This is a genomic window from Isoptericola variabilis, from assembly GCF_050311655.1.
GTDB classification, from domain to species: domain Bacteria; phylum Actinomycetota; class Actinomycetes; order Actinomycetales; family Cellulomonadaceae; genus Isoptericola; species Isoptericola variabilis.
This window is the reverse complement of record NZ_JBNOZM010000003.1, coordinates 177,522-194,505: the sequence shown is the minus strand read 5'-3', so window position 1 is coordinate 194,505 and position 16,984 is coordinate 177,522. Positions and strand designations below refer to the sequence as shown.

Annotated in this window: 13 protein-coding genes; 7 read left to right on the top strand and 6 right to left on the bottom strand. The window is 74.9% G+C overall.

All coding sequences use genetic code 11. The features are described from left to right. The first annotated feature begins 143 nt into the window (after positions 1-143). Positions 144-1,349: a hypothetical protein gene (locus ACQP60_RS08060; RefSeq protein ID WP_429730445.1), complete on the top strand. Its 1,206-nt coding sequence runs from the start codon at positions 144-146 to the stop codon at positions 1,347-1,349. A 217-nt stretch (positions 1,350-1,566) separates the two neighbouring features. Continuing rightward, a complete protein-coding gene (locus tag ACQP60_RS08055) occupies positions 1,567-3,045 on the top strand; it encodes a zf-HC2 domain-containing protein (protein ID WP_429730443.1) in 1,479 nt (492 codons plus the stop codon). A gap of 83 nt (positions 3,046-3,128) precedes the next feature. Here ACQP60_RS08055 and ACQP60_RS08050 read toward each other — a convergent pair whose 3' ends face one another. From ACQP60_RS08050 to ACQP60_RS08035, 4 genes are all read right to left on the bottom strand, one after another. Further along, positions 3,129-4,712: a M20/M25/M40 family metallo-hydrolase gene (locus ACQP60_RS08050; protein ID WP_429730440.1), complete on the bottom strand. Its 1,584-nt coding sequence runs from the start codon at positions 4,710-4,712 to the stop codon at positions 3,129-3,131. A 122-nt stretch (positions 4,713-4,834) separates the two neighbouring features. Further along, positions 4,835-6,112 (bottom strand): 23S rRNA (uracil(747)-C(5))-methyltransferase RlmC, encoded by a 1,278-nt coding sequence (gene rlmC / locus ACQP60_RS08045; RefSeq protein ID WP_429730438.1) that lies wholly within the window; start codon positions 6,110-6,112, stop codon positions 4,835-4,837. Between the two features lie 48 nt (positions 6,113-6,160). Then, positions 6,161-6,583: a VOC family protein gene (locus tag ACQP60_RS08040; protein WP_429730436.1), complete on the bottom strand. Its 423-nt coding sequence runs from the start codon at positions 6,581-6,583 to the stop codon at positions 6,161-6,163. Further along, entirely contained in the window at positions 6,580-7,209 is a 630-nt protein-coding gene (locus ACQP60_RS08035; protein WP_429730433.1) for a DinB family protein, read from the bottom strand. The genes ACQP60_RS08040 and ACQP60_RS08035 overlap by 4 nt, the downstream gene beginning before the upstream one ends. Positions 7,210-7,344: 135 nt before the next feature. Here ACQP60_RS08035 and ACQP60_RS08030 point away from each other — a divergent pair, with 135 nt between their 5' ends. Further along, a complete protein-coding gene (locus tag ACQP60_RS08030; RefSeq protein ID WP_429730430.1) occupies positions 7,345-7,992 on the top strand; it encodes a biliverdin-producing heme oxygenase in 648 nt (215 codons plus the stop codon). An 18-nt stretch (positions 7,993-8,010) separates the two neighbouring features. Here ACQP60_RS08030 and ACQP60_RS08025 read toward each other — a convergent pair whose 3' ends face one another. Next, positions 8,011-9,798 (bottom strand): SpoIIE family protein phosphatase, encoded by a 1,788-nt coding sequence (locus ACQP60_RS08025; RefSeq protein WP_429730428.1) that lies wholly within the window; start codon positions 9,796-9,798, stop codon positions 8,011-8,013. 92 nt (positions 9,799-9,890) lie between these two features. On the opposite strand from ACQP60_RS08025, the gene ACQP60_RS08020 reads away from it, so the two are divergent. The 3 genes from ACQP60_RS08020 to ACQP60_RS08010 all read left to right on the top strand — a co-directional run bounded on the left by ACQP60_RS08020 (position 9,891) and on the right by ACQP60_RS08010 (position 14,376). Further along, on the top strand, positions 9,891-10,718 hold the full coding sequence (locus ACQP60_RS08020) for a CPBP family glutamic-type intramembrane protease (protein WP_429730424.1): 828 nt from the start codon (positions 9,891-9,893) through the stop codon (positions 10,716-10,718). A 128-nt stretch (positions 10,719-10,846) separates the two neighbouring features. Then, on the top strand, positions 10,847-13,084 hold the full coding sequence (locus tag ACQP60_RS08015) for a SpoIIE family protein phosphatase (protein ID WP_429730421.1): 2,238 nt from the start codon (positions 10,847-10,849) through the stop codon (positions 13,082-13,084). Between the two features lie 413 nt (positions 13,085-13,497). Continuing rightward, positions 13,498-14,376, top strand: coding sequence for a LysR family transcriptional regulator (locus ACQP60_RS08010; RefSeq protein WP_429730418.1), 879 nt, complete (start codon positions 13,498-13,500; stop codon positions 14,374-14,376). Positions 14,377-14,388: 12 nt separating this feature from the next. Here ACQP60_RS08010 and ACQP60_RS08005 read toward each other — a convergent pair whose 3' ends face one another. Beyond that, positions 14,389-15,099, bottom strand: coding sequence for a DUF305 domain-containing protein (locus tag ACQP60_RS08005; RefSeq protein ID WP_429730415.1), 711 nt, complete (start codon positions 15,097-15,099; stop codon positions 14,389-14,391). A gap of 141 nt (positions 15,100-15,240) precedes the next feature. Between ACQP60_RS08005 and ACQP60_RS08000 the strand changes: the two genes are divergently transcribed. Further along, on the top strand, positions 15,241-16,641 hold the full coding sequence (locus ACQP60_RS08000) for an LVIVD repeat-containing protein (RefSeq protein WP_429730412.1): 1,401 nt from the start codon (positions 15,241-15,243) through the stop codon (positions 16,639-16,641). The last annotated feature ends 343 nt before the right edge of the window (positions 16,642-16,984 follow it).

The following is a 16,984-nucleotide window of genomic DNA, read 5'->3' as shown; positions in this document are numbered from 1 at the left end:
GGCCGCCCGCTGCCGGGGTGCCGTCGTCCCGCCACCTGAGACCCGGCTGGACGGGGACTTGCCGCGACCCTGGGGCGCGCTGCCATCATGTGGCCCGCGAGCGCGCCGTCGGCGCGCCGTTCGGACCCAGGGACGGGGGCACCGTGACCGAGACGGGCGGCGACGACGCGCCGGCGCGCGCGGGTTACGTCGACGACGCGATCCGCCGGATGCGGGTCGCGTCCGCGGCGGCAGGGCGCGGCGGGGCGCCCGGGGCCGCCGGCTCCGCGGACCCGGAGGTGCTGCGCGCCGCGCTCGCGGGCCTCGCGCCCGACGACCAGCGGCTGCTGTGGGCCACGCACGTGCAGCGGCAGGAGGTGTCCACCGTCGCGTCCGCGCTCGGCACGCACCCCCGCACGGTGGCGCGGCTCCTCCCGCCGGCCGAGCAGGCCCTCGCGACGGCGCTCGCGGACGCGCACGCGCGGGGCTGCCCGCCGGGCTGCGCCGACACACGGGCCGCCGTCCTCGACCTCGTCCACCGCCGCCTGCCCGCCGGTCAGGAGGCGGAGCTCGAGGACCACCTGCTCGACTGCGCCGGGTGCCTGCGCGCGTACGTCGACGTGCGCGATCCCGCCTGGGCGGCGCGCGACGCCGGGCCCCGGCTGCTCGCGGGCGGATGGTGCCCGTCCGCGGTCGCGGCCACCGTGGCGCAGGGCGCGGCGGACGCGGCGGCGCGCGCGCCCCGGCCGGCCCGTCGGCAGAGCTGGCTGATCGTCGCGGGCACGGTCGCGTGCGTCGCGGTCGCGGCCGTCGCGATCGCGCTCGGCACCGGCGACGCGGCCCCCGCGGCCCCGGACCCCGGCACCTCGCCGGGCGCGACCACCGTGGGGACGGTGCCCGGCGGCGCGACGTCGCCCGTGGCGACGCCGTCGGCGACCCCGCGCGGTGACGGCACCCCGGGCACCGGACCCACGCCCTCCGAGGGAGCCTCGGCCACACCGTCGGGCGAACCCTCGCCGACCGCCTCGACGGACGACGACGCGGAGGCGGACGGGCCGTCGACCTCGCCGACGTCGTCGCCCGCCCGCGACGACGAACCGACCACGTCGCCCACGTCGTCCGCCTCGACCTCGACCGGCTCGGCGACGTCGAAGCCGACGTCGCGTCCGCCGTCGTCCACGACCACGCCCCCGGACGAGGGCTCGCCGACCGCCACGCCGTCGACGGAACCGACGGACGAGACGACCACCACGCCCCCGGCGGACCCGGACCCGGGCGAGACCGACCCGGGCGAGACGGACCCGGACCCGGACCCGACGGAGTCCGACCCGACGGACCCGGGCGAGGCACCGACCGATCCCGCGCAGTAGCTCGCGGGCGTCGCGCGGCGCCCCGCCGCAGGACGGGCGACCAGGTCGGGAGCCGCCCGAGGTCCGGGCGGGCGCGGCCGAGGTCATGCCGTCCCGGGCCTGGGGATTTGCCTTGCCCCTGCCCGCCGCTGCGATCATGGCCCCCGGCGCGTCCAGGTCGGGCGCCCAGGGGACGGCCCGCGACGACGGGCGCTGACGAGCAGGACGGGGGCGTCGCGTGACCGCGATCCACGACGGCGACGCGCCCGTGCGCCGTGGCGCCGTCGACGACGCCATCCGCAAGATGCGCGCCGCGGCCGCGGCGGAGGGGCGCGACGACGCCCCGGGGGCCGCCGGCACGGTCGACCCCGCGGTGCTGCGCACGGTGCTCGCGACGTTGCCGCACGACGACCAGCGGCTGCTGTGGGACCGGCACGTCGTGGGCCGCGAGCTCTCGGCGATCGCCACCGAGCTGGGCATGCACGCCCGCGCAGTGCTGCGCCGCCTGCGCCAGGCCGAGGAGCGGCTGGGTGCCGCGTTCGCCGCCGCCCACGCCCGCGCGTGCCCGCCGGGCTGCGTCGACACGCGCCAGTCGCTGCACTCGTACGTGCGGCACCGGCTCTCGCCGCCGCGCCGCACCGTCCTCGAGGCGCACCTCTTCGCCTGCCAGGGCTGCATGCGGGCGTTCATCGACGTCCGCGAGGCGGGTTGGGCGGTGCGTGACGCGGGCCCCCTGCTGCTCGCGGGCACGGCCGCGGGAGCCGCCGCGGGCGCCCCCGTGGTGGTCGGCGCGCTCGCCGCCGGCACGACCGGTGCCGGGGCGGTCGCGTGGTCCGGCCCCGTCGGAGCCGCGCTGCTCGCGGGCTGGGAGTGGGTGCGGACGCTCGTGCTGCGGCTCGGCCAGCTCGGCAGACAGCTGGGTACTGCCGGGCTGGTCGGCGCGGGCACCGTGGCGGGCGTCACGGTCGCGGCCGTCGCCGTGGCGCTGAGCGGCGGAGGCGGCGGTCCCGCCGTGGCGCCGCCCGCGGCCGGTCCGACGTCGTCGGCCGTGGCACCCGCACCGGCACCCGGCGACCCCTCGTCTCCCGACGCCCCGCCCGAGCCCGGACCGAGCGCGAGCACCTCGCCCGATCCGGACCCGTCCGAGGAGCCGTCGGCGCCCCCGACCGGCGACCCGACGGCGGACCCGACGCCCGAGCCCACGTCGCCCGGCACCACCCCGACCACGTCGCCGCCGGGCACGCCGCCGTCGTCGCCGGAGCCCAGCGACGCGGGGACCGAGCCGACGCCGTCCCCGTCCCGCTCCACCAGCCCGACGCCGCCCGCGTCGCCGAGCCCGACGCCCTCGACGCCGACCTCGACCCCGACGCCCCCCGCCACGTCGAAGCCCACGCAGAAGCCCACGCCGACGCCCACACCCTCCCCGACGCCGGATCCGACGCCCGTGCGGACCACGGTCACCGTCGCCACGTCCGGCCTGCGCGGGGTCTACGCGGTCACGACGACGGACCCGGACGCCGAGGTCGTCAAGGTCACGGAGGACCGCCGCTGGCTCCGGGCGAAGGAGTGCCGACGAGACGGCGACGGCTGGTACGTGGCGTCGTGGCGGAACGCCGTCGGCGAGGTCGCCGTCACGGTCGAGGCGCCGCCCGGGGCCGACACCGGCGTGACCGTCGAGCGGATCTACAACTGGCCGGAGTGGATCTGGACCTGCTGACCGCCTGACGCCGGTCACAGGTCGAGCCTGCCGGGACCGGGTCCCTGCAGGCTCGACCGCTGTGCGGCGCTGCTCAGGTCAGGTCAGCGCGTGGCGAAGCCGTGCGCCCCGCGGTGGTGACCCCCGCCGTGACCGTGACCGTTCCCGTGGCCGTGGCCCGGCCGGCCGGGCTCGACGCCGTTGACGGCCTCGGTGCTCCACGCCAGCTGCTGCGCGGCGTGACCGATCGCGCGGGACATGATGTCCAGCGCCTCGAGGCTCACGTTGGACAGGTCGTCGCCCTCGGAGTGGTAGTTCTGGTCGAGGGCCTCGCCGGCGACCCCGCCGAAGACGGCGGCCTCCTCCTCCGTCTTGATCGCGTCCGCCCCGGTGAACAGGCCGGAGGCCGGGATGCCGTTGCTGATGAACGCGTCGTAGTCGGAGCGGCCGGAGAACTCCGAGTCCACCCACGCCTGGTCGATGCCGTCGAAGTAGTCGGTGAAGACGGCCTCGGTGGCGACGGAGCCCTCGGGCACCTCGACGGGGGCGGGGAACGTCGACTCGTTCGCGTCGTACACGCCGATCGTGTAGTTCGGCGAGCCCACCATGTCGAAGTTGAGGTACGTGGCGATGTCGTCGAGGGCCTCGGGGTCGTTCGTCACGAGGTCGTCGACGTAGTGCGCGGAACCGACGAGCCCCAGCTCCTCGGCGCCCCACCACGCGAACCGCACGGCGTTGTTGAGCTTGGCGCTCTTCTTGTTGAGCTGGACGGCGGTCTCCAGGATCGCCGCCGAGCCGGTGCCGTTGTCGTTGATGCCCGGGCCTTCCGGCACGCCGTCGAGGTGGGCGCCCAGCATGACGACGTTGTCGTGCCGCCCGCGCTTCGTCTCGGCGATGACGTTGAACGTCTCGGAGGTGCCGATCACGGCCTGCAGGTCGAACGACACCTGGAGCGCCGGGTCGGCCTCGATCGCCGCGACGATGGCCGCGCCCTCCGCCTGCGTCACGCCCACGGTCGGCGCGTAGCCGTCGTTGCGCTCGCCCAGCGTCCCGTTGAGGGCGCCGTCGGTGTTGTTGTAGATGATGAGCCCGGCGGCGCCGGCCCCGCCGGCCGCGAGCGCCTTCGCGGCGAACGCGCACGCACCGCGCTGCACGACAGCGATCTTTCCGGTGGCGTCGACGCCGGCCCACGAGTCCTCGTGCGGGGCCGCGGGGTCGTCGCTGGCGGGGCAGCCGTCCGCGATCGCGGGCCGCACCGCCGTCGCGGTGACGCCGTCGTCGGGCGTGGACGTGGAGTACGTCATCGGTACGGGCTCGAAGTCGACGCCGGGCACGGTGACCGACAGGTCGAGCACGTCGAAGGTGTCGAACTCGAAGTACTGCCGCTCGGGGGAGTACCCGGCCTGGCGGAGCACCTTCTCCACGTACGCGGCGGACGCCTCGTAGCCGGGGCTGCCGGCGGCGCGGTTGCCGCCGTTCTCGTCGGCGATCTCCTGGAACGCCTCCAGGTGGCGGAACACCCGCTCGCCGGTGACCTTCTTCGACAGGTCCGGCCCTGGCACGTGGGTCCCGTGCTTGCCGGTGGCGACGGCGGGTGCCGCCGTCGCCGTGGGGGTGAGGGACGCCGCGACGACGAGCCCGGCGAGGGCAGTGGTCGCGACGGCCGCGGGGAACGTGCGAACTCTCACGGTCGACCTCCAGATGGGTGACTCGGCGGGGCCCGGGTAGGGCCCTCGACGCACCGCGCGACGCTGCGGGGTGCGGTTGGCGCGAGCGTAGGCCTCAGCGCGCTTGCAGGAAACCCCTGGGATCAGTCCGCGGCGCTGGTCCGCTCGAGCAGCACCAGCACCTCGTAGTGGCTGGTCTGCGGGAACATGTCGAGCAGGCGCGCACGGACCGGTCGCAGCGACGGCATGCGAGCGAGGTCCTCGGCGAGCGTCACGGCGTTGCAGCTGGAGTACAGCACGTGCCCGACGGCGGACTCCTCGAGCCGGCGGGACAGGCCGGCGCCGATGCCGCGCCGCGGCGGGTTGACGACCACCAGCTCGGGGGCGACGGCGTCGTGCGACGACCCGGGCACGAGCTCGGTGGCGTCGCCGGCGGCGAAGCGGACGTCGGCGACGGCGTCGGCCCACCACGCGGCGTCGTGCCCGGCGACGACGGCGTCCGCGGGCAGCGCGGCGAGCCCGTCGCGCGTCGTGGTGGCGCTCGCGACGGCCTCCGCGGAGATCTCGATGCCGGTGACGGCGCGCCCGGGGGAGGCGCAGTGCAGCGCGAAGCCGCCGACGCCGCAGTACAGGTCCCACAGGGACGCGGGCGCCACCTCGTCCACCCACGCCCGGGCCTGCGCGTACAGGGCGGCGGCGACGGCGGTGTTGGTCTGGAAGAAGCTCTGCGGGCGCAGGTGCAGCGTGATGCCGTCCCCTCCGGCCTGCCCGCCGACGCGCATCGGCAGGGTCTGCCGCTCGGTGAGCACGATCTCCAGGTCGCCCTCGAGGACGGCGGCGTGCGCCGGCTGCACGTTGACGCTGACCACCGCGACCTGCGGCAGCTCCTCGAGCAGCCACGGCAGGTGCTTGCGCAGGCGCGCGACCGGCTCCTGGCTGCGCAGCACGAACCGCACCATGAGCTCGCCGTCCGCGGAGAGGGTCACGAGCACGTGCTTGAGCTCGCCGCGCCACGCGGACTCGCGCGCCGTCTCGCGGCGGCGTGCCCCGCGCGACGGCGACGTCGCGTCGTAGGGCTGCAGCCGCGCCCGCGTGATCAGGGCGGCCAGGACGGGGAACGACTCCTGCAGCGCGGGCGGGTACAGGCCGCAGTCGGTGAGGTCGATCCCCTGTCCCGCGAACGGGCCCGCCGCCGAGCCCAGGATGCCCAGCACCGGCTCCTCGACCGTGCCGCTGACCACCATCTTCGCCTTGTTGCGGAACCCGGCCTCGGGGCCCGTGACGGCGGGCAGCCAGTCGATACGGTCGTCGGCCAGCAGCGCCCGCACGTGCGCCACCTTCTCGTCCACCTGCGTGGGGTACGGCGTCGCGAGGAGGGTGCACGAGTGGCAGCGGCCGGCGTCGAAGTGGGGGCACTGCACCGGCCCATTGTCCCCCGTGGCCCGACTCCGGTGAGCGCCGCGACCCCGTCAGCCCACGAAGAGGCAGAACGGGTGGCCGGCGGGGTCGGCGTAGACCCGCAGCGGCTCCTCCGGGTCGTCGGACCGGTCGAGCAGCAGCCGCGCGCCGAGCGCGAGGGCACGCTCGTGCTGGCGGTCCAGCGCGGCGACGTCCGGCACGGTCGCGTCGAGGTGCAGCTGCTGCGGCACGCCGTCCTCCGGCCAGGTGGAGGGCGGCAGCGCCGCCACCTGCTGGAACGCGAGCGGGACGCCGCCCGGGTTGCGCAGCACGAGCCAGTCCGTGCCCCGCGGGTCGGGCGCGCCGGGGGACGGCGGTTCGTCGCCGGCGCGGTAGGCGAGCCCGAACAGCTCGCGGTAGAACTCGGCCAGGGCGCGCGCGTCGGTCGTGTCGAGCACGACCTGCCGGATCGTGGGGACGTCGGGGTCGGTCATCGGGGCTCCTCGGGGAACCGCTCGGCGATGCCGCGCAGGGTGGCGGTGTACGCGGCGTAGTCGAAGCCGTCGGCGAGGTTGTCGTTGCCGGGCCGCATCCCGACGGCGCCGTCGGCCTCCTCCCGCAGGATGTCGGCGTGCCCGGCGTGCCGGCTCAGCTCGGTGGCCACGTGCACGAGGATCTGGTGCAGCGTGACGTCGCGGTTCCCCTCGCGCCACCACCAGACGTGCCCGGGCGCGTCCAGCGACAGGGTGTCGATGGTGGCGTCGGCGAAGTCCCACACCTGCCGGTACAGGCCGACGATCCGCTCGGCCGGCTCGTCGGCGGTGGCGAAGAACTCCGCCTGGAGCGCGTCGGCGTCGGCGTCGGGGGCGTCGGCCGCGGCCAGCCACGGCGCGTCGTCGGGGCGGGGCCACGGGCGGCCGAAGACGTCGCCGAAGTAGCCGATCTCCACCGTGGCCGCATGCTTGACCAGCCCCAGGAGGTTGGTGCCGGTCGGCGTGCGGGGCATCCGCGCCTCCCGCTCCGAGAGTCCCTCCACCTTCCACACCAGCGCCTGTCTCGCCTCGCGCAGGTAGCGGTGCAGCACGGCCTTGGCGTCCTGGGGAAGCTCGCTCGTCGTCATCGGCCCAGCCTGCCGGGTGGTACCGACAGCCCGCACGACCATGCCTCGGAATCAGGGTAGGCAAGCCTTACTTCGGCTGTTATGGTGACGCCACGTCGTGACGTCCCGTCATGACACCCGAACGCTGGAGGTCCCATGACGGTGCTCGCCGAGCTCGCCCCGCTCTCGATCCGGCTGCGCGAGGGCACGCGAGCCGAGCACTCGCAGGCGGAGTCCGAGGGCTTCGTCGACCGGCTCCTCTCCGGCGGGCTCGACGTCGCCGCGTACGCCGACCTCGCCGCGCAGCAGCTCGTCGTCTACACGGCGCTCGAGCGGGCGAGCGACCTCATGCGCGCCGACGAGCGCGGCCGCACCCTCGTCTTCGACGAGCTCACCCGGGTGCCCGCCATCGAGCGCGACCTCGCGCACCTGTACGGCGCCGGCTGGCGCGACGTCGTGCGCGTGCTGCCCGCCACCGAGCGCTACGTCGCGCGGATCGATGCCGTCGCCGGCGATGTCGCCTGCTACGCCGCGCACGCGTACACGCGGTACCTCGGCGACCTCTCGGGCGGCCAGGTCATCCAGCGGATGATGCAGCGCCACTACGGCATGGGCGTGGCGGGGCTGGAGTTCTACGACTTCCCCGAGATCCCGAAGGCCAAGCCGTTCAAGGACGTGTACCGCGAGCGACTCGACGACCTCGACCTGGACGACACCGAGGTCGACCTCGCCGTCTCCGAGGCGCAGGAGGCCTTCCGCCTCAACCGCGCGATGTTCGTCGAGCTGGGCGTGGCGCACCCCTGACGGCCCTGTCCGCCCGGGTCAGCGCACCCGGGCGGCGAGCACGGCGACGTCGTCGCGCTGCTGGCCGTGCACCATCCGGTCGACGAGCCGCTGCGGCAGCTCCGCCGTCGGGGCGCCGTGCAGGTCGGCCAGCACGGCGCGCAGGTCCGCGGCGCGGGCGGCGAACGTCGCGGTGCGCGACTCCACGAGCCCGTCCGTGTAGAGCAGCAACGTGTCGCCGGGGCCGAGCTCGTCCGCGTGGTCCCGCCGCACGACCCACGGGTCGACGCCGAGCATGAGGTCGGGGCGGCCGGGGAGCTCCTGCACGCGGCCGTCGGCGCGCAGCACGACCGGACGCGGGTGGCCGGCGCTGGCCCACCAGAGCCGGCACCGGTCGTCGCCGCTGCCCGGCTCGCCGCGGCCGGTGCGGTCCAGGCGGGCGACGACGGCGGTGCCGCTCGCCGTCAGCCCCAGGCCGCGGTTGGCGCGGTCCAGCTCGCGCAGCAGGCGTGCCGGCGGGGCGTCCTGGCACCACGCGAGGGTGCGCAGCATCGCGCGCAGCTGGCCCATGCGGGCGGCGGCCTGCATGTCGTGCCCGGTGACGTCGCCGATCATCAGCACCGTCGAGCGCGCGTCGAGCTCGACGGCGTCGTACCAGTCCCCGCCCACCTTGTCGGTGCGGGTCGCCGACGCGTAGGTGGACGCGAGCTCCAGGTACGGCACCCGGGGCAGGTCGGTGAGCATCGCGGCCTGCAGCGTGGTGGCCACGCGGTGCCGGTCCTCCAGCACCCGGATCCGCACCAGCGCCTGCGCCACGCACGACGCGAGCGTGGCGGCCGTGCGGCGGCTCTCGTCGTCGTGGTCGTGCGGGCCGCGCCACAGCAGCACGACGACGCCGAGCAGGCGGTCGTCCACCACCATGGGCAGCAGCGCCAGCCCGCCGAGGGACGGGTCGATCCACGGCTCCCAGGTGGGCTGGTCGCGCAGCGCGGCCGCGCCGTCGCGGTAGAACGCGGGGCGGCGGGCGCGGGCGACGGACGCCACCGCCGGGTCGGAGAAGCGCCAGTGCCGCGGCAGGTACGGGTAGGCGCCGTCGCGCTCCACGAGGGTGAGGCCGGACGCGCCGGGCTCCGCGAGCGCGAGCGCGGCCCACACGGTGCCCAGCCCGGGGCCGGACGCGCGCAGCGCGTCCACGATCTCGTCGAGGGTGGTCGCGGCGGCGAACCGGTCGGTGAGGTCGAGCAGCATCCGGGTGCGGCGGGTGGCGTGCACCGCCACCTGCTGGATGCGGTGCGCGCGCTGCCGCTCCAGGCGCAGGCGCAGCTCGGCGGTGCAGGCGGCGGCCAGGTCGGCGAGGGTGGCGAGGTCGGTCGCGCTCCACGCGTGCGCCTCGGTGTCCAGCGCGCACACCGTGCCGACGGCGGTGCCGTGCCGGTCGAAGATCGGGAAGCCCGCGTAGGACCCCATGCCGAGCTCGGTGACCGTCTCCCGGCTCGCGAAGCGCGGGTCGGCGCGCAGGTCCTCGACGACGAGGGGCGCGCCGGAGCGGATGGTCTCGCCGCACAGCGGCTCGCGCAGGGTGGTGCGCCGGGTGGCCTGGAACGGGTCCGGCAGCCCGAGCGCGCCGGGGTACACCTGGGAGTCGGGGAGCACGAGCGTCACGAGGGCGGTGGGGACGCCGAGCTGGCGCTGCACCAGCCGGGCGAAGCGGTCGAACGACTCGTCGGCGACCGGCCGGGCGAGGCCCGCCGCGACGAGCGCCTGCACGGCGCCGGCGGTCGGCGCGTCCTGGGCCGGCGCGGCTCGGTCGAAGGATCGAGAGGTCACGGGCACGCACCCCCGTCACGGCTGTGCGCTCCGCGACCCGCGACCATGCCCCGGATTCTCCCACGCAGGCCGCCGGATATCCTCGCCGGACGATGGACGTCACCCGCCGTGTCCCCGCCGCGCTGCCGCGGATCCTGGCCGCCGCCCTCGTGTCCGGGTCGGCCGTGCTGCTGTTCGCGGTGCACGTGCGCCCCCTCGCCTACGTGCCGCTGGTGGCCGGCGTCGCGCTCGGCCTGCTCGTCGACCGGCGGCTCGGCCGCGACCTCGCGCTGATCGCCGTCGCGCTCGGCATCATCTCGACGATCTCCCTCGAGGCGGACCTGTCCGACGCCGGCATCGCGCGCTTCGCCGTCGTCCTCTCGCTGGCCGTGCTGGTGCCCTGGGCGGCGTCGCGCTACCTGTTCCGGGACGACGACGGCTCCGGAGCCGTGCGCTTCCCCGTCGCGACGGGACGGCGCTGGTCGCGCGGGCAGTACGTCTACCTGGTCGTCGTCGTGGCGGTGGGCTACCTCGTGCTGCCCTGGTACTTCCTGGGCTCCGGCGCCTACCTCAACTGGCCCGAGCTCGAGGGCGGGCAGGACGTCGCCCGGCTGTTCGTCGGCGTCAACGCCGTGGGCATCTGGGACGAGCTGTTCTTCGTGTGCACGGTGTTCGCGCTGCTGCGCCGCCACTTCGGGCTGTGGACGGCGAACGTGCTCCAGGCGGCGATCTTCGTGTCGTTCCTGTGGGAGCTGGGGTATCGCGAGTGGGGGCCGCTGCTCACCGTGCCGTTCGCGCTCGTGCAGGGGTGGATCTTCAGCCGCTACAAGAGCCTCACCTACGTGGTGGCGGTGCACCTGCTGTTCGACCTCGTCGTCTTCGCGGTGCTGGTGCACGGGCACCACCCCGAGCTCTTCGACGTCTTCGTCACCGCCCCCTGAGCGGCCCGGGTCGCCACGGGCGCCGCCTGCGGGTTTGGAGCCGCCCTGTGCGGCGTGGGATGGTTCGCTCGCGCACGTCCAGAAGCGGCTGCCGCGCACTGACGAGGCCGGGACGAGGCTGATCGACCATGCAGAGCTCCGCCCCCACGAGTGCCGACGACGCCGACCTCGAGGTCTGTGCGGCCGAACCCATCCACGTGCCGGGCTCGATCCAGCCCCGCGGAGTGCTGCTGGCGCTCGCCGACGGCGTCGTCGTCCAGGCGTCGGAGACCACCGAGGACCTCCTGGGCACGGCGGCCGAGGACGTGCTCGGGTGCACCCTCCCCGCCCTGCTGGGGGACGACGCGGCGGAGGCGCTCCGGCTCGACGACGTCACCGAGGGCGGGCCGCTCGCCGACGGCCTGCGGCGCGTGGTGCTCGACGGCCGCACCTGGGTGGCCTCCACCCACCGCAACCCGCAGTCCGTCGTGATCGTCGAGCTCGAGCCGCTCGCGGACCAGCACGCCGACCCGGCCGAGCCGTACCGCGCCGCGTACACCGTGCTCGGCCAGGCGGCGACGGCCGGCTCGCTGGAGGAGCTGTACGAGCTCACCGCCCGCGGGGTGCGCGAGGTGACCGGGTTCGACCGGGTGATGGTCTACCGGTTCGACGAGGACCACCACGGCCAGGTCGTGGGCGAGGCGCGCCGCGACGACCTCGAGCCCTTCCTCGGTCACCGCTATCCCGCCGGCGACATCCCGCCCCAGGCCCGCGCCCTGTACGAGAAGAGCTGGTTGCGGCTCATCTCCGACGTCGAGGCCGTGCCGCGGCACCTGGTGCCCGCGCTGCTGCCGGGCACCGGCGAGCCGACCGACCTCTCCTTCGCGAGCCTGCGCGCCGTGTCCCCCGTGCACGTCGAGTACCTGCGGAACATGGGGGTCCGCTCCTCGATGTCGATCTCCCTGCTGCGGGGCGGGCGGCTGTGGGGGATGGTCGCGTGCCACCACGTCGACGGCCCGCACACGCCGTCGCTCGAGGTCCGCGCGGCGGCCGAGGCGCTCGCGTCGGGGCTGTCGCTGCAGATGGTGGTGCGTGCCGCCGCCGACGACGCGCAGCACGCCCGCGACGTCTCGCGCGCGCTCGAGGCGCTGGTGCAGGTGGAGGACGACCCCGTGGCCGACGCCGTCGCCCAGCCGGAGCTGCTGCGGATCCTCGGCGTCGACGGCGCCGTGGTCCGCACCGGCGAGGTGACGGCCTCGGTCGGGCTGGTCCCCGACGCCCCCGACGAGGTGGTCGACGTGGTGCGGCGCACGGCCCGGGCGCGCCGCGACGGCGGGACGGAACCCGTGTACACGTCGCACGACCTGCGGGCCGAGCACCCGGGGCTGGCGGACCGGCTGGGCGAGGTCGCGGGCGCGCTCGTCGCCCCGCTGCCGGACGGCGACCTGCTCGCGCTGTTCCGTCGCGAGGTCGCGCGCGAGGTGACGTGGGGCGGCGACCCGCGGGCGAAGACTGTCGACCGGGACGAGAGCGGCGCGGTCGTCCGGGTGGGCCCGCGGCAGTCGTTCGCGGCGTGGCGCGAGGCCGTGCACGGCACGTGCGAGCCCTGGTCGGACCACGACGTGCGCGCCGCCCTCGTGGCGCGCCGGACCGTCGTCGAGCTCCTGTACCGGCGCTCCCGGCCCGACCTGGGCGCCGCGCTGGTGCTCCAGCACTCCTCGCTGCCGGCGGAGCTGCCCACCCTGCCCGGGTGGCGGCTGGAGGCCCGCTACCGGCCCGCGGACGGCGGCAGCGTCGGGGGCGACTGGTACGACGCGTTCGAGCTGCCCGACGGCCGCACCGCGCTCGTCATCGGCGACGTCGCCGGGCACGGCCTGCCCGCGGCGTCGGCGATGAACCAGCTGCGCAACGGCCTGCGTACCCTGCTGCTGGAGCACCGCGACGTCGCGACGGCGGCGGCGGGGCTTGACCGCCTCGCCCGGACGCTCCTCACCGACGACATGGCCACGCTGCTGGTCGGCATCCTCCAGGTCGACCCCGGTACCGGGGCGGGCTCCGTCGACTACGTGTGCGCCGGTCACCTGCCCCCCGTGGTCGCGGACGCGCAGGGCGCCCGGTTCGTCGAGGTGGTCCGCAACCCTCCGGTCGGGGCGATGCGCGAGGCCGTGCGCGCGGGCCGGGTCGACCTCGCCCCCGGGGAGTCGCTGCTGCTCTACACCGACGGTCTGGTGGAACGCCGTGGCACCCGCCTCCTGGAGCGGCTGGAGGACCTCCGCTCCACCGTGGGCCTGACCCGCGACCTCGAGGTCATCGAGCACAAGCTCGCCGGCCTCGAGTCCGACGACGACTCCACGATGCTCCTGGTGACCGCCCTGGGTCGGGGCTGACCGCGACCGTCCTCACCGTCGCCGTCGTCGTCGCCCTCGTCGTCGTCCGCGGCCGCCACGTGGAGCGCGAGCCACTCGCCGGCCACGGCCCGGCGCGGGACGGGTGCGGCCGCGGCGCGGTGCCGCCGCCGGACCGACGCCGGGGGCAGCCGCCGCGCGGGCGCGGGGCGGTGCAGCGGGCGCCCGTGCCGGCGCAGGCCCGCGTGCTCCCGAGGACGTGCGGACTGCTCGTCGACGAGGGGTGGGCGCATAGGACCTCCTGGGGTGTGGTGCGATCGGCCGTGCGGGCCGCTCCCAGGCTCGCCGCGCCCCCGGCACGGATCAACGGCCGATCCGGTTACGCTCGTTCACCCCGGGTCAACGATCGGTCGCCCCGGGCTGAGGGTGCACGGCGGCGAGGGGTGCGACGGGGCGTGGAGCTACGTGAGATCGAGATCTTCCTGACCCTCGCGGAGGAGCTGCACTTCGGCCGGACGGCGGAGCGGCTGCACGTTTCGGTGTCGCGCGTGAGCCAGTCGATCCGCAAGCAGGAGCGGGCCGTCGGGGCTCCCCTGTTCGAGCGCACCAGCCGCAAGGTCGAGCTCACCGCGGTGGGGGAGGTGCTCCACGCCGAGCTCCGGCCGGCCTACGAGGGCATCGGGCAGGCCGTCGCCGCCGCGTCGGCCGCGGCGCGGCGCGTGTCCGGCACGCTGGTGCTCGGCTTCATGGGTGCGGAGGCTCACGAGCTGGAGCCCGACCTCGCCCGGTTCCGCGCGCGGCACCCGGACGTCGAGCTGCGCTTCCACGAGGTGGTCTTCAGCGACCCGTTCGCCGCGTTGCGACGTGGCGACGTCGACCTGCTGACGACGTGGCTCCCCGTCACGGAGCCGGACCTCGCCGTGGGACCCGTGCTGCGGTCCGAGCCGTTGTGGCTCCTGGTGGCGGCCGACCACCCGCTGACCGCGGCGGGCCGGGCCGACGTCGAGACGCTCGCCGACCATGCGGTACCGACGGTCCGCGGTCCCGCGCCCGCGTCCTGGCTGTCCGGCGTGCTGCCCGAGCGAACGCCGGCCGGCCGAGAGGTCCCGCGCGGGCCGGCCGCCGCCACCTACCAGGAGATCCTCGCCCTCGTCGCCGCGGGGAAGGTGGTGTGCCCCGTGCCCGACGAGGGCCGCCGCTACTTCCCGTGGCCGGGCGTCACGTACCTCCCGCTCGACGGCGCGCCCGCGGTGCGCTGGGCGCTGGTCTGGCGGGCGTCCGACGCGACCCCGCTGCTGCGGGCCTTCGTCGCGGAGGTCGCCGGCGCCGGGTGAGCGCGGGCGCAGTCAGCCGGGGAGCTCGTCGAGCAGCCGGGACATCCGGTCGATCTCCGCGATCTGGTCGGCGGCCACGTTCGCGGCGAACTCCTGGACCGTCTCGTCCCGACCGGCGGAGCTGAGCTCGTCGACCATCTCCAGCGCGCCCGCGTGGTGCTTGATCATCCCCTCGAGGAACAGCCGGTCGAACGCGGTGCCCTCGGCGTCCGCCAGGTCGGTCATCTCGGCGTCGGTCAGCATGCCGGGCATGGAGCCGTGGTCGTGGGCCTGCGGGGCGCGCGGCCCGCTCCCGTCGGACGGCGCGGCCGAGGACGCCGTCGCCGCCGCGGGCACCGGGAGGCCCTGGTCCTCGAGCCAGCGGCTCATGTAGTCGATCTCGCCCGCCTGGGTCAGGCGGATGCGGTCGGCGAACTTCGCGAGCGGCGCCGACTCCGACCGGTCCGGGACCAGCTGCGCCATCTCCACGGCCTGGGCGTGGTGGCCGATCATCCGCGTCATGAAGTCGGCGTCGGCGTCGGTGACCACGTCCGCGTCGCCCATGCCCTCGTAGTCCTCGGGGGCGATGGTCTCGGCCGGTTCGCCGGGCTTCCCCGGCGCGAGCACGGCCGACGACGGCGTCGGGGCCGGCGCCGGCTCCTCGGCGGTGCAGCCGGCGACGAGCGCGGCCAGGACGACGGCGCAGGTCAGGGCGGTGCGACGGAGCCGGGGGTCTGTGGTCACCGGAGGATCCTCTCGTGGGGTTGTTGCCGCTGCGTAAAAAGATGCTCGCCCACCTGGCTGGGAGATTGTTTCCAGGCGACACTCAGTGTCACCCAACGAGGAGGTGTGGCGCCCGTGCGTCGTTCAACCCTGAGATCACGGATGAGAAGTTCACGGACGAGGGGCGCCGCAGGTGTCGCCCTCTCGCTGACCCTGACGGCCGGGGCGCTGGGGCTCGCGGGCCCGGCGTCCGCGTCCGACGCCCTCGACCCCGACGTGCCCCCGGGCGAGGTGGCGTCGTCGAACATCGAGCACCTCAGCAACAGCCCGAAGAACGGCGCCCTGCAGGGCACCGGCTCGGACATCGCGTTCCAGGGCGAGTATGCGTTCGCGGGCAACTACGACGGCTTTACGGTCTACGACCTGTCCGACCCGGAGGAGCCCGTCCAGGCGCTGCAGGTGTACTGCCCCGGCTCGCAGAACGACGTCTCCGTCTACGGCGACATCCTGGTGCTCTCCACCGACTCGTCGCGCAGCGACGACTCGTGCGCCTCGACGACCCGCCCGGCGACCGAGAAGGACGCCTGGGAGGGCATCAAGGTCTGGGACATCTCCGACCCGCTGGCGCCCGAGTACGTGAAGTCCGTGGAGACGGCGTGCGGCTCCCACACCCACTCGCTCGCGCCGACGAAGAACGGCAAGGACCTGTACGTCTACGTCTCGTCGTACAGCCCGAGCTCGTCCTACCCGGACTGCCAGCCGCCGCACGACATCATCTCGGTCGTGAAGATCCCGGTGAAGAACCCGGCCGGGGCGGAGCTCGTCGGCACGCCGAACCTCTTCCCGGAGGGCGGCTACCAGGGTGACCCGGACCGTCGCGCCTCGGCGACGTCCGGCTGCCACGACATCACCACCTACGTGCAGAAGGACATCGCGGCGGGCGCGTGCATGGGCGACGGCATCCTCATGGACATCAAGGACCGCGCCCACCCGAAGGTGATCAGCACGGTCCGTGACACCGAGAACTTCGCGTTCTGGCACTCGGCCACCTTCAACAACGATGCGACCAAGGTCGTGTTCACCGACGAGCTCGGCGGCGGCGGGCTGGCCACCTGCACTGGCGAGTACGCCCCGGAGCTGGGCGCGAACGGCATCTACGACATCGAGAAGGACCGGAAGAAGGGCGGGAAGGACGGCACGAAGCTCGTGTTCCAGAGCTACTACAAGATCCCGCGCATCAACGACGCCACCGAGAACTGCGTGGCGCACAACGGCTCGCTGATCCCCGTCGCGGGCAAGGACCTCATGGTCCAGTCCTGGTACCAGGGCGGCGTCTCGGTGTTCGACTTCACCGACTCGAAGAACCCGACGGAGCTCGCCTGGTTCGACCGCGGCGCGGGCGTCTCCGACGGGGGCACCTGGTCCACCTACTGGTACAACGGCTACGCCTACTCGAACGACCTCGCGATCGGTTTCGACACGTTCGACATCGACGACCGGATCGACGGGAAGGCGAAGACCAACCTCAGGTCGCTGAACCCGCAGATGCAGGAGAAGTTCTGAGTCGCTGAGCCCGGCGTCACCCGCCGGGAGCGACGACGTCGGCCGGTCCACCCTCCGCGGTGGGCCGGCCGACGTCGCGCTCGGTGGGAGGCCGAGATAGGTGGCCGAGACGACAATCGTGATCGAATCGATATGTTCGTCGGTCACGGAGGGGCTGACCTGCAATTTTATCGGCCGTATGGTGTGTTCCGTGTCTCATCTCCGGTGCGCTGAATGCCCCGGTGACGCGACGTGAACCACGGCGAAACAGAGCGCGGCTAAGGTCAGCGACTGTTGCACGGGTCTCGTGAGGCGTCCTGCCAAACCCACGGGACCTGCGTCTTCGTCATCAGAGCGCGAGGCC

Coding starts and splice junctions, on each gene's coding strand:
- ACQP60_RS08000 (WP_429730412.1), top strand. CDS start 15,241: ATGAGAAGTTCACGGACGAGGGGCGCCGCAGGTGTCGCCCTCTCGCTG.
- ACQP60_RS08015 (WP_429730421.1), top strand. CDS start 10,847: ATGCAGAGCTCCGCCCCCACGAGTGCCGACGACGCCGACCTCGAGGTC.
- ACQP60_RS08030 (WP_429730430.1), top strand. CDS start 7,345: ATGACGGTGCTCGCCGAGCTCGCCCCGCTCTCGATCCGGCTGCGCGAG.
- ACQP60_RS08035 (WP_429730433.1), bottom strand. CDS start 7,209: ATGACGACGAGCGAGCTTCCCCAGGACGCCAAGGCCGTGCTGCACCGC.
- ACQP60_RS08020 (WP_429730424.1), top strand. CDS start 9,891: ATGGACGTCACCCGCCGTGTCCCCGCCGCGCTGCCGCGGATCCTGGCC.
- ACQP60_RS08040 (WP_429730436.1), bottom strand. CDS start 6,583: ATGACCGACCCCGACGTCCCCACGATCCGGCAGGTCGTGCTCGACACG.